Here is a 14,290-nt window from a genome sequence, read left to right on the forward strand (position 1 = left end):
TTGCCGTCCTTATCTGATGCGCAGCCTTGCCGCCGGAAAGGATGCGATTCTTAGCTCTGGAATGGTTCTAACAGCCGGACTCCATCGGATAAAGTTGCATTTTCTGATTAGATTGATAGCTTTTGCTTATGCAAAACATCACCCTCCGCCAGTTACGCTATTTTGACGCCCTCGCCCGCCAAGGCCATTTCGGACGTGCGGCAGAAGCGGCCTCGATTTCGCAGCCCGCCCTTTCCATGCAAATCAAAGAGCTAGAGGACAGCCTTGGCACGCCGCTTCTTGAGCGCGGGCCGCGCAGTTTTCTGCTAACCGCCTTTGGCGAGGACTTTTTGATCCGCGCGCGGGCAATTTTGCGCCAAGTGGATGAGCTGGAAGATCTGGCGCGGGCAGCAAAAACCACGCTGGCCGGGCGGCTGAGGATCGGTGTGATCCCCACCGTCGCCCCTTATCTACTTCCCAAACTGATCCCGCAGTTGACCGCGCTTTACCCCGAGCTTGAGCTGACCTTGCGCGAAACGATCACACCGCGGCTCTTGCGCGACCTCAACGAAGGGCGGATGGATTGCGCCTTGGTCGCCCTGCCCGTCTCTGAGCCCAGCCTTGAAGAGGTGGCGCTGTTCTCCGAGGCTTTCGTGCTGGTGCGCCCGCTTTCCGAGGCAGGGCGCCCGGTGCCAGACCGCGAGTCGCTTAGCGAGTTGCGGCTCCTGCTCTTGGAAGAGGGTCACTGCTTCCGCGATCAGGCACTCTCGTTCTGCACCAGCGACAGCCCTGCGGTGGCGCGTGAGATGATGGATGGCTCATCCCTCTCTACGCTTGTGCAAATGGTCGGCGCGGGGATTGGTGTCACGCTGATCCCTGAGATGGCGGTGCCGGTCGAGACCCGCTCGGCCCCGGTGGCGATCTCGGCCTTCCCCGAGCCGCAGCCCCGCCGCACGATCGGTATGGTCTGGCGCAAGTCGAGCCCGCTGGCCCCGCAGCTGCGCCAGATCTCCGAAGTGGCCCGACAATCTTGGGGCAAGTAAGGGTCGCCGCGCATCACCGATAGCGCGCAGACTCAGTTCCTAGAAATGATGCAAACACATTAACAATCATATAGTTATACCATGAAGCTAAACTAAACACTGAAGTTCAGCGATGCACCACTGCGCGTAGAACCGTCTCTGCGCGACGCGCAAGAGCCTCGCTCTGACAAGGCTGCTCAGGTCTATGATGCTGCAGCTTTTTAGCGTCCGCAGCATGCCAATGTGCCCCCGCTCCAGCTGCCACAGCCTAATGCCGGTCGCGCCAGCGCTGGCAACTTTTTACGTTACTACCAGCACTGGCGCGGTCGGCCTCAACGGCGTGAACTCCCTTGCGCCTTGTCAGGCCGCGCGGCGGCGGCGAGGGCGTTTGCGTGCCTCGGCTCGGGCAATCTCAGCCCCGATCTCGGCGCTGGCGGTGATGCCTTGCACAAAGGGTTTATCTTGCATGAGATAGGGCAAGGCCGCGAGATAGACCCGGTCTTCATAACCCGGCAGGTCCATCAGTCCGTAATCCTCGCCAATCTGGGGCTCTTGCTGCCCCGCCTTAAGCAAGGCGTCTCGCAGGGTCGGAAACGGCAGATCCTTGCTTTCCATCGGGCGCTGGCCACGCGCATCGATGAAGACGTCAAAGATGTGCTTGCGTCCATTGGCAAGAATGACGGTGCGATCCGGTCCGTGCTCCATCTCGTAGTCATCACCCAAGGAGAGCACGCCCAGCACGCCTGCATCACGCAACGCCAAAAGTCGGCGGATCGATTCTGGCGGCACGGCGGCGTAATTATCAACAAAGACCTTCTTCAAGGTCTTATCGAAGCGGTTCCGCTGCGCCTCATCAAACTCGGACACGATCTCTTCCACAGATTCATGCATGCGCAAGATGGCATAGCGCCATTCGACGGTCTTCTTCGCCTCATGATTGGCAATGACCTCGGCCAGATTGTGGCGGGCCCAGCCAAAGGTGTCGTGCACGGCACGATCGTGGAAATACGCTTTTTCAAAGCCTTCCGCAGACAGCTTGGCAAGATTGATCCGTTTGGCCCAAGCCGGGTCCGCCGCGATGATCTCGGCTTTGAAAAGCTTGAACACTGCTTCGAACGGGTCCGGTCCCTGTGTCGCTTCTTGCAAAGCCGTCTCTGTCATGACCTTAAGCGGCCGATATGGCAGTGGGCAGTAAAAGTCGGCTTCGGGCAAGATCCCGCTCCAAGACATCAGCACCAACATCAGCTTGTCCTGTGCCTCGGCATTCAGATCAAAGCGCAACTCATCACCGTCCTGGTGAAAGCTGCCGTGCTGGGTGGCCACCGCCATCGCCGCATCAATTGCGCTGAGCGAGGTGCCCATGATCCCGACTTTGGCGGCTGGCACATCTGCATCAATCAAGCCCGACCAAGGGTTCGGGAAGTAGTGATCGGTGAGATCTTTATCTTCTTCAAAGATATGCCCGGTGGCAAGGATCACCCGGTCAAAGAGCCCCGCCGCCTGCGGCTGCGCGGCGGTCAGACGGATCTGGTCGCCCTCGGTCGCAAGGTCGGTGACGCGGCAGTTCTCATGCACGGTGATGCGATGCCCCATCGCGCGGGCAGCTTCGATCAGTTCCACGACCTGATCGTGGAAATAATCTCCCAACATCAGCCGCGGCGTAAAGGTCCGCTGATCCACGGCGCGCGGGTCCAGCTGATAGCTGCGCAAATAGGCATCACTTTGCAGCAGCATCCAATCATAATAGCTTGAAGTAACATGAGGAATCTCGATGCTGGCGATATTGGCCAGCATGGTGCGGCTGGCCGTTTCGGGAGAATACGGCATCCCAACCCCCACCCGGTCGCCCTGCTCATAAAGCGTGACATCAACCAAACTGCCACGGTCTTGCGGGTGGTAGCCTTGGGCGTTTTTGCCCAAGAGGTTCTTCAGAGTGTAAATTCCGGTCGGGCCGGTTCCAACAATCGCGATCCGCATCTGCACCATTCACCATAGATTCAAGTCAGACCGGCCGCGCTGACAGCACTCCACAAGGCCTGATGCCACATAGAGCATTGACCGCAGCGTCAATTGACGCGCGGCCTCATGCCGATCCTGATTGTCCAACGTGGCAACGGCTGTGAAGTTCCCATGCAAGGTCGCGATGCAGGGCGTCCCATCCAGCAAAGCCCAAAAAGGGCACGGTCTAACGGCCTAGGCGCGCCAATCTAACGCCTGCCCCCCGTTTAGGCCCAGCGCTCTTGCGCGGCGATGGCCAAGCCATCGGCGACAGCGGTGAACACTTCACTGAAGGAATGCTCGGCACTGGGGAAAAGCTGCTTCATGCTTTGCGAGACCATCGCCATCAGGCTAGAGCCGCCAACATAAACGACTTTTTCGATCCTATCTGCAGAGAGACCTGCTTGCGCCACCGTCTCTTGTGCGCCGATGCTCAGGGCCTCGGCATAACGCGCAAGGCTTTCTGTCAGGGCCGCGGCGCTCAGCGGCACCGCAAGGCCCGGCTCAAGCTGCCCGAGCATAATGGCCGCGTCGACATCACCGCTGTTGGCCGCGATCTTGCCGCGCTCAACGGCGAAGCTCAGATCATGGCCCAACTCATCCTCAAGCACTTTGGCAAGCCGCGCGAGCTTCTCTGGCTCATGCGCCAGCCGCACCATTTCGGCGGCAAGACGGCGATTTTGCGGGGTGTAGAGGAAGGCAATCTTTTCCCAAGTGGCCAGATCATTGTAGATCGCATTGGGCGTGGGCGTGCTGCCCTCCCCCAAGGCCTTGCGCAAGCTGCTGCCCTTGCCCAGATGCGGCATCACCTCATCGATGCTGAGCGCCCGGTCAAAATCGGTGCCGCCGATGCGCACCCCGTGGTTGGCCAGTATGCGCACGCCCTCGGGCCCCGCCTCGAACACCGAGAAATCCGAGGTGCCGCCGCCCACGTCCACAATCAACCCCATACCCTTGCCGCCCGCATGAGCACCGCTGGCGATGGCAGCGGCTTGCGGCTCAGCCATAAAGGCGACCTCTGAGAAGCCGGCAGCGTGATAGCAGGCCGTCAGATCCGCTTCGGCCGCGGCCTCGCGCGGGTCGTCGGTGCCGTGGAAGACCACAGGACGGCCCGAGAGAACGCGGTCAAAGGTGACCCCTGCCTCGGCCTCGGCACGGGCTTTCACTTGCGCCAAAAAGCGGGCGATGATGTCAACGAAGGTCAAACGCTCGTTCAGGATCTGGCGGCGCTCATGCATCAAGCTGGTGCCCAAGACCCGCTTCAGAGCGCGCATGAAGCGCCCCTCAACACCGTCCAGCAAGGCCCGGTTGGCCGGCTCTCCGATCAGCATTTTACGGCTGTCGTAGTCGAAAAAGAACGTCGTGGGCAGTGTGGTCTGACCGGGCGAGAAAGAGATCAGCCGTGGTTGACCGTCACGAATATAGCCCGCTGCCGTGTTCGAGGTGCCGAAATCCACCCCAAGCCCCAAAATGCTTTGCGCCATCACCATGTCCTTTAGCCCGCAGGGCCGGCGTCCCTAATGGGCGCCAGCGGGGCTGTCAAGCAATGCGCTGGCGCATCCATGCGGTTGCACCAACCGATAATGCCGCGCCTATGGTGACTGGAACGCCCCGCCCCTCCGTAGATGGACCATTATGCAGATGCCTGACGCGGCGCATGCCCATGTTCAGCATCAATGCTGCGGGTCTCGTGGGTCAAAACCATCGTGCGGGTCGCATCGATTGTGGCATAGGTCCAGAAAATCTTCATCTCTCGATCGCTTTCATTCAAAAAGCGATGCGGCACATTTGCCGGAACCCAAGTTGTGTCAAATGTTCCCAGATGATGGCGCTCACCGTCAATCTCAACCACGGCCTCGCCCTCGATCACCATGACGCTTTCTTCGCAATTGTGAAAATGCAGACCAATGGCGGCGCCGGGGGCGAAGCTGGTGATGCCGTTGATTAAGCTGGTCGAGCCGCAACGGCGGGTCACCAAAGGCACGGTACTGGCCCCGCCGCCGCGGTCGTTAGAGGGCAGTGTGGCGGGCCGAAGGATAGCCGGGTCAGCCATGATGTCACCTTGGATTGCGCGTCAGCTTTGGGGGCGAATGCTCCTAGAGTTTCCCCGCTTGCGCAAGCGGCATGGAACAATGGCCATGTGGATTGCCTCTGCCGACCCGCCGCTCAAGGGCGGACCGACGACGAGAAGCAGCCCGTTGCGGTCTTCGGCATTGGGCTGCTGAGCCTAAATCTGATCCGTAGGCTTACGCCGCGATCCACCACTTATATTGCTGGTGTGCCAAGGTCGGGTGCTGGTCCGCGCCTTGGACCTTTGGATCCATATGCCGGAAGATCGAGCGCCAATAGGGCTGGATCAACACCGCTTCGTCTTGCATCAGTTTTTGGATCTTCGCCATCGTGAGACTGCGCTCTTTGGCATCCAAGATCGACGTCGCTTCTGAAAGCAACTTATCGAACTCTGGATTGTTAAAGGCAGACTCGTTCCAAGGCGCTCCGCCACGATAGGCGATGGTCAGCACCTCAATGCCCAAGGGGCGCATCGCCCATTCCGTGGCCGAGAACGGGAACTTCGTCCAGTCATTCCAGTAGGTTGAACCCGGAAGGACCGTCCGCTTCACCTTGATGCCAGCATCGCGGAGTTGAGCTGCAACCGCATCGCAAGTGGCGGCTTGCCAAGAATCGTCGATCGAGATCAGCTCAAACTCAAAATCGGCATAGCCAGCCTCGGTCAGAAGCGCGAGCGCGGCGGCGGGATTGTGCTCTTGCGCAGGCAATTGCGCATATTCGGGATGGATCGGGCAAACGTGGTGGTTCTCAGCCACGGTTCCTAGATTGTTATAACCCAGCTCCAACACGACAGAGTTGTCGACAGCCATTTGCAACGCCCGCCGTACCCGCACATCTGCGAATTCAGCCGCATCTTGGTTGAAACGCACCGCCAAAGTCCCGGCGGTCACCACCTCAGACTTTTTCCATCCGATCCCTTCATAGACATCGATGATGTCGCCGCCGGTCTGATGGGTGCAATCAATCTCGCCCGAGGCCGCAGCGGCGGCCACCGTAGCGGCATCGGTGCCAAGGTCGATGTATTCGATCCGGTCGAGATAGGGTCCGCCGTAAACCTCGGTCCCCCACCATGTGTGGTTGGTGTTGCGCACCAAAACCTGACGAACGCCGACTTCATTGACCTCGGGCAAATAGGGGCCGGTGCCAATGGGGTTCTCCGACGGATCGCCGCCTGCGTAGTCTCGATGCTGGATACCGCCGATGTAGTCGGCCATCGTTGTGATGACGCTGATATCTGGGACGCTGAGACTGAGTTTAACGGTGTGGTCGTCTACCAAGGTGATCGCACCTTCGCGCACTTGGCGAGTCTCCGGATCGCTAAGCGCCGACATGCGGCCCGCAATCGAATTGCCCTCGACCGTGCCGTCGCACCAGCGCGACAAGTTGAAGACCACATCAACGGCGTTGAAGTCATCGCCGTTGTTCCATTTTACGCCTTTGCGTACATGAAGCACATATTCGGTCGCATCGGGATTGGCCTCCCAGCTTTCCAAGAGCATACCGCGCAAAGTGCCATCTGCGTTGTACTCGACCAAAAGATCGAGCCAGCCGCGCATGAAGTTCGCCACCTCACTCCAATCCGCATTGCGGGCGTCTTTCAATGGCTTGGTCTCGGAGGCCATGCGCAAGGTGCCGCCAGAGACGGGCTGAGCTTCGGCCTTTGTGGGCAAAGAAAGGCCCAACAAGCCATAGGCCATCGCCGAGGACACCCCCAAAGCGGTCACGCGCGACAGAAACTCCCGCCGGCTGAGCGTGCCGTTGGCAACTTCGGCCGCATAGCTATGGGCGGCGGGATGCAACTTAGATCTGTTCAAAATGGATGTGGTCATAACGTCTTTTCCCTGTCGTGCGTTTATCTCGCTTTGTTATCGTTGGTTCTTCCCTTGGCTTAGGCGGCGCTTGAATCCGCGGGCGCGGTTGGGTGACTTTGGGCAATACCCGTTGTCGGAGAACCAGTTACCGGGGCCACTGAGTAAAAGAAGGTCACCGGGGCATCGGCCTCATAGATCAACCAAGTCCCCTCGGGGATCCAAAGCGTGTCGCCGGGGCCCGCTTTGAAAACACCTTGTTTGGTGCGCAGAGTGAATTCGCCCTCAAGGATGAAAAGGACCTCATCATAGGTCACCGTCCATTCCATGCGGCAGTTCTCAAAGACCCCGATCCCCGCGCCGATCCGGCTGCTGAATGAGGTATTGACCAGCCCCTGCACCGCAGCCCCATTGGCGCGGACCACCAGATCTTGATCCGCTTTGCGAAAAAGTTTGACGTCGGTCATGAAAACTTGGTCCTTTTGTGAAGGCAAAGAATTGGCTCAATCCGTGCCGATGCCGCTCGCGATCTCAGCTTCGCGCTGTGCGGCATAGGCTTTTAGATCGGCCAAAAGATCGGGATTGATCGCGGGGGCCTCATATTCATCGAGCATCTTTTTCCAGATGCCATTGGCCCTTTGGGTGGCGGTCAAACTTCCGCGATCGCGCCAATTCTCAAAGTTACTCCAGTCCGTGACCATCGGCTCGTAGAAGGCATTTTCGTAACGCTGCAACGTATCTGCTGCGCCAAAGAAGTGGCCCCCGGGTCCGACCTCTTTGAACGCCTCAAGGCCCAGCGTTGCGGGCGAGACATCGATCGGCTGCAAGGCGGCCGTCATCACCTGAAGCATCTCGGCATCCAAGATCAGCTTTTCAAAAGACGCTGTCAGCCCGCCCTCCAGCCAGCCACCGCCGTGAATCATCAGGTTGCAATGGCTCATCACCGTCGACCAGATCGACATCTCGGATTCGTACGCCGCTTGCACATCCTCGACGTTGGAAGCGCAGGCATTGGACGACCGCCACGGCAGGCCTTGCAAGCGCGCCAGCTGGCCGGATGCAAAGACGGCTTGGGCATATTCGGGCGTGCCGAAAGCTGGCGCGCCGGTGCGCATATCGACGTTCGAGGTGAATGAGCCATAGACGCAAGGCAGCCCCGGCCGAACAGTTTGCAAAAGCGTGATGGCGGCAATCGCCTCGGCGTTTTGGCCGACCAAAGCACCTGCAAGAGTTGCAGGCGCCATCGCTCCGGCAAGGGTGAAAGGAGTGACCACCACCGCCTGCCCGGTTTCGGCAAAGGCCCGCGCGCCATGCGTCATCGCCGCATCCAGCACCAAAGGCGAGTTGGTGTTGATATTGGCCATCAAAGCAGGCTGCGCGGCCAGCCCGTCGCGGTCGGTGTCAAACACCATGCAAGCCATGTTGATTGCATCTTCCGCCCGCGAGCGGCCCAGCATCCAAGAGCCCCAGACCTTATCGGTCAACTCAATCCCGTTGATATAGCCCTGCAAATGGCGGATCTCGGGGGCAAGTTCCATTGCCTCAAATGGCGTGCCGTAAAGGTAATGGATTGTGTTCAGAGATTGCAGCAGGCGCACAAAGTTACGCACATCTTGCGTGTTCCCGTTCCGGCGTCCACGATCGAGGTCACTGCAATAGGGCGGACCAATCACTGAGCCTATGTTGATGTGGTTGCCGCCCAACGTCAAATTGCGCTCTGGGTTGCGGGCCCGGATTGTGAAGGTCGAAGGCGCTTTGGCCAGCTGCTCTTCGACAAAGCTCGGATCGAAACGCACGCGCATCGTGCCGTGATCAACATCACATCCCGCCTGCTGCATCACCTCCCGGGCCCAAGCGTCATGCATCTCCATGCCGACCTCGGAGAGCAGCTTAAGCGATGCAAGGCGAATGCTTTCCACCTCATCTTGGCTAAGCACTTCAACCGGCGGCAGACGGTTTTGGAAACGCGCCCAAGGTTTTTGCCGCAGCGCTCCCTTTTGGCGTGGCCCGCGGCGGCTCCGGCGAGAGACTGTCTCGGCGGTGCTTTGATCCAACATCACGTCGCTCATTCCATCCTACCCTTCCAAGCTTCCAGCCGCAAACGCGCGGCAACGCCCCAGCCCAGGAAAGGCTCACGCGGGATTTTACTGGGCGTGCCATAGGCGCGGGCATAATCCAGCAGCTCCGAGGTTTTCCCCGCGGCCCAATCAGCAATCAACTTGCCGTGGATGGTGCCCTTTGAGACGCCGATGCCATTCTGCCCGCCGACGACAAAAACCTTCTCGGACAAGCGTTGGAACACAGGCTCGGTGTTCAGCGTCATGCACATGCCACCAGCGTAGCTGTGTTCAAATTTCGGCACGCCCAGATGCGGATAGCGCTTTTGGAAATCCGCAATATGGCGCTTACGGTGCTTTTCCATCGTGGCGGCCGAGGCGCTGACTGTGCCCGAATAGGCAAAGCCGATGCGGTGCCAGATGCGGTTGTCTTGCGTGCGCCGGATGGTCGGGCCGGCTGGCCCCACCGGATGCACGCCCCAATCCGGCGTGCCGCCCAGCTTCGCATCGCCCTCTGGCCCGGCGAAGGGTGAGGTGAGGCTGGCGAAAGTCATGATCGTGAACAAGCGATGACGCGCTATACCGAAGGCCTCGGTGAAGCCATCGGTGGCAAGGATCACCCCCTTTGCATTGATGCTGCCCTTGGCGGTTTGCGCACGCACGGTGGGTTCAAACTGCACCTTGGTGATGGGCGAGTTTTCGTAAAGCGTCACGTTCTCGGGCAGGCTGCGCCCCAAACCGCGGGTCAATGCGGCCGGGTTCATCAGATAGGTGCCCGGCGAGTAAAGCCCCATACGGTAAAAGCTGAAGCCCAGACGCTCTTTCAGTGCCTCGGTATACATTGGGCGGCTATCAATGTTGATCGCCTCAAGCAGTTCTTGGGTTTTGCGTAAGACGCCCTGTGCGCGTTCCCCCACCGCCACCATATACTTGCCCCGGCGGCTCCACTGGCAATCGATGCCGTGTTCATGAACCAGCCGATCAAGCTCGGCCTGCCCTGCGCTGTGCAAGGCATAGATACGCCGCGCCCGTGCCGGATCGCCGTGGCTTTCAGACAGGAAGGGCACATCAATGGCAAAACCCGCATTGCGTCCAGCGGTGCCGCGGCCGACGCGATCGGCCTCGACCAAAGCGATCCTTTGGTCCGGGAAATGTCCCGCAAGAGTTCTGGCTGCGGAAAGACCTGCATAACCGGCCCCGATCACCAGCCAATCGGCCGTGACATCGCACAACAGCTCATGCGCCGGCGGAGGCGGAGGCAGGATATTGTACCAGCCATTGCCGTTATCAAAACGAGGGGTGAAACGAACTTTTTGCATAAAGACCTTACGAAGGTGCAGTCAGAGAAAGTGTCGCAAAGAGCGCTTAGACCCACGAATGCAGCACAGTGCCGCCCGTGATCGTGCAGCCATTCTCGAAATAGGTGCCGCCAAGGATCTTGCGCACCGGCAAGTTGGTATGCTCTTCCAAAGCCGAAGGAAGCAGTTTGAGGTGCCCCTTGCCCGCATAGGCAACGCCTTGTCGGAAGTCAGTGGCGTCGATCTTCAGCAACTCACAAACGGCGGGTTTGCCGCTGGGGTCCATACTGGGGAAATAGCGCAGGTTGATCTGCGGCCATTGCATCAAAGCGGGGATCTCGGAATAGGGGATCTCACGCTCGATATCGAGACGGCCTTCAAAAAGACGCTCACCGTGGCTGGCAGTATAAGCGCCCATACTGGTGCCTGGCCCCAGCGTCGGCATGCCCGGATTTTGCGATTGATAGGTTGATTTATAGGTCTCGCCGAAGCGCTTGTTGAACCCCATCACCATGCCGCGCACCAGGCTGAAGTCCTTATTGACCCAAGTTTGCACGCAAAAGCGCGCGTCCTGCCCCTGATAGCGACAACCGATCCAATGCACGGTCTCTTGGTACCACGTCCGCTCGGGGTTGATGATCGCCTGCTCGGGCTGGTCCCACAGGCTGTACCATTTGCCAAAATCGACGATGACCAGATCAGGCTCGCTGCTCGGCTCCAGAGGTTCGGGAAGATAGGCGGCGACCGCTTCAGGATCGGTGCGATAGGCGATGCACATATGCTCGGTGCCGAAATGCCACGGCAGAGGGCCAACCACCCCGGAAATTCCCTTCGGCGACGGATATGAGAACCCCTTAAGGTCGGTGATTTGAACCATATTTTGTCCTTTCCGGTTTCGCAAAAGGGGCGATCCGTTGGCTGCCGCTTCGTGAGAAACTTGACAGTAGCCTGCTCCGGAGTTGAAAAAAGTGAAAGTTATGACGAGGATTATTGAAAATGCTTCAATATCAGATGGCACGTTTAGAGATCCGACATCTTGCCGTTCTGCATGAGGTGGCGCGTTGGGGAACGGCCTCTGCCGCAGCTGAACACCTTGGCCTGACGGCCTCAGCCGCCTCGCACCGCATACGCGAGGCCGAGCGCAGATTGGGCGTTCAACTGACCACGAGATCGGGAAGCAGCCTAAAACTCACCGAAGCCGGGCACCGATTGGTCCGCACCGCCGAGAAGGTTTTCGATGAAATGCAGCGCGCTGAAATCGATGCTAGACGCTTGGCACTAAACGCCGGCCCTGTTGTCCGGTTTTGCGTCGGAACCTACATTCATTACGACTGGCTGCCGGAATTTCTGCGCGATCTAGCAAATAGCGACGCCAATATTAAATTTGAAGTTATGGGTGAAGCGACCCCTCATCCTATTGATTACATTCTGGATGAGCGCATTGATATCGCGCTTGTACCCGGACCGATTGCCACGCTGGGGCTGAAAATGCTGCCCGCGTTCACAGACGAATTGGTCTGCGTCACCAACCCCTCGCATAGGCTGGCCAAATGCGACTTTGTCGATGCCGTTGATCTGGCAGATGATACGCAATTCACCTACAGCAGCGAAATCAGTTTAGGTTTTGAATATGATAGATTTTTTCGCCCTGCGGGACATTTTCCGTCAAAGCTTTTGAACATTGCCTTACCCGAGGCAGCCATTGAAATGGCAAGCGCAGGATCCGGTCTGGCCATTCTATCCCGCTGGGCGCTACAAAAACGATTGCAACGGAATGAGTTATCGGCCGCGCGTTTGACGAGTTCTGGCTTGGACCTGCAATGGCAGATTGTGCTCAGCGCCTCGCAGCCCGCAAACAGCCATATTCCAATGGTTGCGCAGGAATTGTCAAAATGGCTACAGGCCAAATTCAGCGCCACCGAAAGTTGAGAGCGCAGTCGCGGACTCTCAGCTAAACTGCCACCGCTTTTGTCAAATGTAAGGGCCAACAAACTGGCCCCTACCCGCCCCAGAAGCACGCGATCAAGACAAGCCGCCGACGGGGCAGAAGAGCCCGCCCGCGGCCTTGTTCAAGATCGCTAGGTCAGCTGCCCGTATAGACGCCGGGCCGCTTTTCTTGGAAGGCCTTTACCGCCTCTTTATAATCCGAAGTCTCATTCAGTGCCGATTGCACATAGGCTTCGATGTCCAAAAAGGTCTCAAGATCGGTACCCGTGGCAACTTCAAAAAGATGCCGCGTCATGCCCAAGGCCAGAGTCGGCATCGTCAACAGATGGCGGCAATAGGCCTCGGCTTCGGCGTCCAGTTGGTCGTCGGGCACCAATTTCGACAAAAGCCCCATCTCAAAAGCCTCGGCCGCGCCCAAAATCCGGGCCGAGAAGGCCAGTTCCTTGGCCCGCATATGGCCGATGTGGCGCACCAAGTGATGCACCGCGCCGCCATCGGGGGCGAGCCCGCGCTTGGCAAAGATCATCGCAAAGCGCGCGGTCTCGGACGCAATCACAATGTCCGATGCCAGAGGGATCGACCAGCCAAAGCCCACCGCCAGCCCGCGCACCGCGCTGACCACCGGCTTTTCCAGCGCCGCAAGCTCCCGCGCAATCGCCCCAACCCCGCGCTGCATCCGCGTCCGGGTCGAGGCAGTCTCAGCCCCTCCCATATGCGAGACATCGGCACCGGTGCAAAAATCGCCATTGGCGCCGCAGAACAGCACCACCCTCACCTCGGCGTCATGGCGCAGCCCGCGGACCACCTCGGCCAGATCGTAGCGATCCTGCGGCGAGAGGGCATTCTTGCGGCCGGGCGTGTCCAAGGTGATCCGCCCGATGCCGTCAAACTTGTCCAGATGAAATCCCATAGCGATCGCTCCCTTATCTCAGCCAAATCCCGCGCGCTTGCCGCGCCGCATCCGAGGCCTTTTCGGCCTCTTGCCACTCTTGCGCAAGCTGTGCCGTGATCTCGGCCACGGGCTGAACTTTATCAATCAGGCCAATACCTTGCCCTGCCCCGCGAATGTCTTTCCAAGCTTTCGGACGGCCCGTGGCCTGATAGCGATCCTTGTCGCGGCTGGCGGTGGCGACCTCATCAAGATCAAGCCCCGCAGCAAGGATACTTTGCGCCAGATAATTCGCAGGCAGGCCCGAGAAATAGGGCGTGTAGACGACATCCTTCAAAGCCCCGTCCAAGATCATCTGACGATAATCCTGCGGCGCGCGGCTTTCGGCGGCGGCGATGAAACGGGTGCCCATATAGACCATATCGGCGCCAAGGCTAAGGGCGGCGTGAATGGCGCCGCCGGTGCTAAGGGCGCCCGCCAGCACGATGGGGCCGTCAAAGATCCGGCGCACTTCGGCATAAAGCGCAAAGGGATTGGCGGTGCCGGCGTGCCCGCCTGCGCCAGCCGCAACCAAGACCAAACCGTCGACGCCCTGCTCGATCGCCTTCTCGGCATGGCGTCGCGTCGTCACATCGTGAAAGACAAGGCCGCCATAGCTGTGCGCTGCTTTCACCAGATCGCCCGGAGGCGAGATCGAGGTCAGCAGAAGTGGCACCTTATTGTCGACGCAAACCTGCGCGTCATGCTCCAACCTTGTATTGGTCTTATTGGCAATAAGGTTGACCGCATAGGGCGCTGCGGGCCGGTCAGGATGAGCCGCGTCATGGGCCGCCAACTCTGCTTTGATCTGATCAAGCCAAACCTGCAGCTCGGCCTCGGGGCGCGCGTTGAGCGAGGGGAACGATCCGATGATCCCCGCCTTGCACTGCGCCACCACAAGTTCCGGGCCTGAGACCAAGAACATCGGCGCCGCGATCACGGGCAAAGCCAACCGGCGATGGAACTGGCGGGGGATCGACATGGTGAAGGCTCCTGATAGGCGTCGTCGAGGCTGCGCCCAAGCGGGCGCTGCCTGCATTTAGCACCTTGATATTTCAGGCCTCAAGCCGGGCGCGGAAAGAACGGCGCTATAAGCGGATGCAGATTTCTGAGCGGCGCAGCACAAGCCCCTGTCCGGATTTGCGCTGATCGAGATAGAACTTTTCACCGAACATGTGCCCTG

12 protein-coding genes are annotated in these 14,290 nt (G+C 59.2%); 2 read left to right on the forward strand and 10 right to left on the reverse strand.

Features of this window, described 5'->3' with window-relative positions:
- The first annotated feature begins 128 nt into the window (after positions 1-128).
- A complete protein-coding gene (locus tag Q9295_RS14565) occupies positions 129-1,022 on the forward strand; it encodes a LysR substrate-binding domain-containing protein (RefSeq protein ID WP_306681301.1) in 894 nt (297 codons plus the stop codon).
- 339 nt (positions 1,023-1,361) lie between these two features.
- Here Q9295_RS14565 and Q9295_RS14570 read toward each other — a convergent pair whose 3' ends face one another.
- From Q9295_RS14570 to Q9295_RS14605, 8 genes are all read right to left on the reverse strand, one after another.
- Positions 1,362-2,978, reverse strand: coding sequence for an FAD/NAD(P)-binding protein (locus tag Q9295_RS14570; RefSeq protein ID WP_306681302.1), 1,617 nt, complete (start codon positions 2,976-2,978; stop codon positions 1,362-1,364).
- A gap of 248 nt (positions 2,979-3,226) precedes the next feature.
- Positions 3,227-4,483 carry an Hsp70 family protein gene (locus Q9295_RS14575; protein WP_306681303.1) on the reverse strand — a complete coding sequence of 419 codons (1,257 nt, stop codon included), beginning with the start codon at positions 4,481-4,483 and terminating at the stop codon, positions 3,227-3,229.
- A 149-nt stretch (positions 4,484-4,632) separates the two neighbouring features.
- Positions 4,633-5,052, reverse strand: a complete 420-nt coding sequence (locus tag Q9295_RS14580; RefSeq protein WP_306681304.1) for a cupin domain-containing protein — start codon at positions 5,050-5,052, stop codon at positions 4,633-4,635.
- Between the two features lie 193 nt (positions 5,053-5,245).
- Positions 5,246-6,898, reverse strand: coding sequence for an ABC transporter substrate-binding protein (locus Q9295_RS14585; RefSeq protein ID WP_306681305.1), 1,653 nt, complete (start codon positions 6,896-6,898; stop codon positions 5,246-5,248).
- A gap of 59 nt (positions 6,899-6,957) precedes the next feature.
- On the reverse strand, positions 6,958-7,344 hold the full coding sequence (locus Q9295_RS14590; protein ID WP_306681306.1) for a EutQ-related cupin domain-containing protein: 387 nt from the start codon (positions 7,342-7,344) through the stop codon (positions 6,958-6,960).
- A gap of 36 nt (positions 7,345-7,380) precedes the next feature.
- Positions 7,381-8,946, reverse strand: a complete 1,566-nt coding sequence (locus tag Q9295_RS14595) for a trimethylamine methyltransferase family protein (protein ID WP_306681307.1) — start codon at positions 8,944-8,946, stop codon at positions 7,381-7,383.
- Positions 8,943-10,253 (reverse strand): NAD(P)/FAD-dependent oxidoreductase, encoded by a 1,311-nt coding sequence (locus Q9295_RS14600; RefSeq protein WP_306681309.1) that lies wholly within the window; start codon positions 10,251-10,253, stop codon positions 8,943-8,945. The genes Q9295_RS14595 and Q9295_RS14600 overlap by 4 nt, the downstream gene beginning before the upstream one ends.
- 46 nt (positions 10,254-10,299) lie before the next feature.
- A complete protein-coding gene (locus Q9295_RS14605; protein ID WP_306681310.1) occupies positions 10,300-11,109 on the reverse strand; it encodes an acetoacetate decarboxylase family protein in 810 nt (269 codons plus the stop codon).
- A 119-nt stretch (positions 11,110-11,228) separates the two neighbouring features.
- On the opposite strand from Q9295_RS14605, the gene Q9295_RS14610 reads away from it, so the two are divergent.
- Positions 11,229-12,161 carry a LysR family transcriptional regulator gene (locus Q9295_RS14610; protein WP_306681311.1) on the forward strand — a complete coding sequence of 311 codons (933 nt, stop codon included), beginning with the start codon at positions 11,229-11,231 and terminating at the stop codon, positions 12,159-12,161.
- A gap of 154 nt (positions 12,162-12,315) precedes the next feature.
- Here Q9295_RS14610 and Q9295_RS14615 read toward each other — a convergent pair whose 3' ends face one another.
- Positions 12,316-13,089: an enoyl-CoA hydratase/isomerase family protein gene (locus Q9295_RS14615; protein ID WP_306681312.1), complete on the reverse strand. Its 774-nt coding sequence runs from the start codon at positions 13,087-13,089 to the stop codon at positions 12,316-12,318.
- A gap of 13 nt (positions 13,090-13,102) precedes the next feature.
- Positions 13,103-14,089, reverse strand: a complete 987-nt coding sequence (locus Q9295_RS14620) for an NAD(P)H-dependent flavin oxidoreductase (RefSeq protein ID WP_306681313.1) — start codon at positions 14,087-14,089, stop codon at positions 13,103-13,105.
- Positions 14,090-14,290: the final 201 nt, after the last annotated feature.

It is taken from the genome of Pseudogemmobacter lacusdianii (assembly GCF_030848395.1).
GTDB classification, from domain to species: Bacteria; Pseudomonadota; Alphaproteobacteria; order Rhodobacterales; family Rhodobacteraceae; genus Pseudogemmobacter; species Pseudogemmobacter lacusdianii.

What these genes read in the sequence shown, in the direction of transcription:
- Q9295_RS14565 (WP_306681301.1), top strand. Translation starts at nt 129, where the DNA reads ATGCAAAACATCACCCTCCGCCAGTTACGCTATTTTGACGCCCTCGCC.
- Q9295_RS14570 (WP_306681302.1), bottom strand. Translation starts at nt 2,978, where the DNA reads ATGCGGATCGCGATTGTTGGAACCGGCCCGACCGGAATTTACACTCTG.
- Q9295_RS14575 (WP_306681303.1), bottom strand. Translation starts at nt 4,483, where the DNA reads ATGGCGCAAAGCATTTTGGGGCTTGGGGTGGATTTCGGCACCTCGAAC.
- Q9295_RS14580 (WP_306681304.1), bottom strand. Translation starts at nt 5,052, where the DNA reads ATGGCTGACCCGGCTATCCTTCGGCCCGCCACACTGCCCTCTAACGAC.
- Q9295_RS14585 (WP_306681305.1), bottom strand. Translation starts at nt 6,898, where the DNA reads ATGACCACATCCATTTTGAACAGATCTAAGTTGCATCCCGCCGCCCAT.
- Q9295_RS14590 (WP_306681306.1), bottom strand. Translation starts at nt 7,344, where the DNA reads ATGACCGACGTCAAACTTTTTCGCAAAGCGGATCAAGATCTGGTGGTC.
- Q9295_RS14595 (WP_306681307.1), bottom strand. Translation starts at nt 8,946, where the DNA reads ATGAGCGACGTGATGTTGGATCAAAGCACCGCCGAGACAGTCTCTCGC.
- Q9295_RS14600 (WP_306681309.1), bottom strand. Translation starts at nt 10,253, where the DNA reads ATGCAAAAAGTTCGTTTCACCCCTCGTTTTGATAACGGCAATGGCTGG.
- Q9295_RS14605 (WP_306681310.1), bottom strand. Translation starts at nt 11,109, where the DNA reads ATGGTTCAAATCACCGACCTTAAGGGGTTCTCATATCCGTCGCCGAAG.
- Q9295_RS14610 (WP_306681311.1), top strand. Translation starts at nt 11,229, where the DNA reads ATGCTTCAATATCAGATGGCACGTTTAGAGATCCGACATCTTGCCGTT.
- Q9295_RS14615 (WP_306681312.1), bottom strand. Translation starts at nt 13,089, where the DNA reads ATGGGATTTCATCTGGACAAGTTTGACGGCATCGGGCGGATCACCTTG.
- Q9295_RS14620 (WP_306681313.1), bottom strand. Translation starts at nt 14,089, where the DNA reads ATGTCGATCCCCCGCCAGTTCCATCGCCGGTTGGCTTTGCCCGTGATC.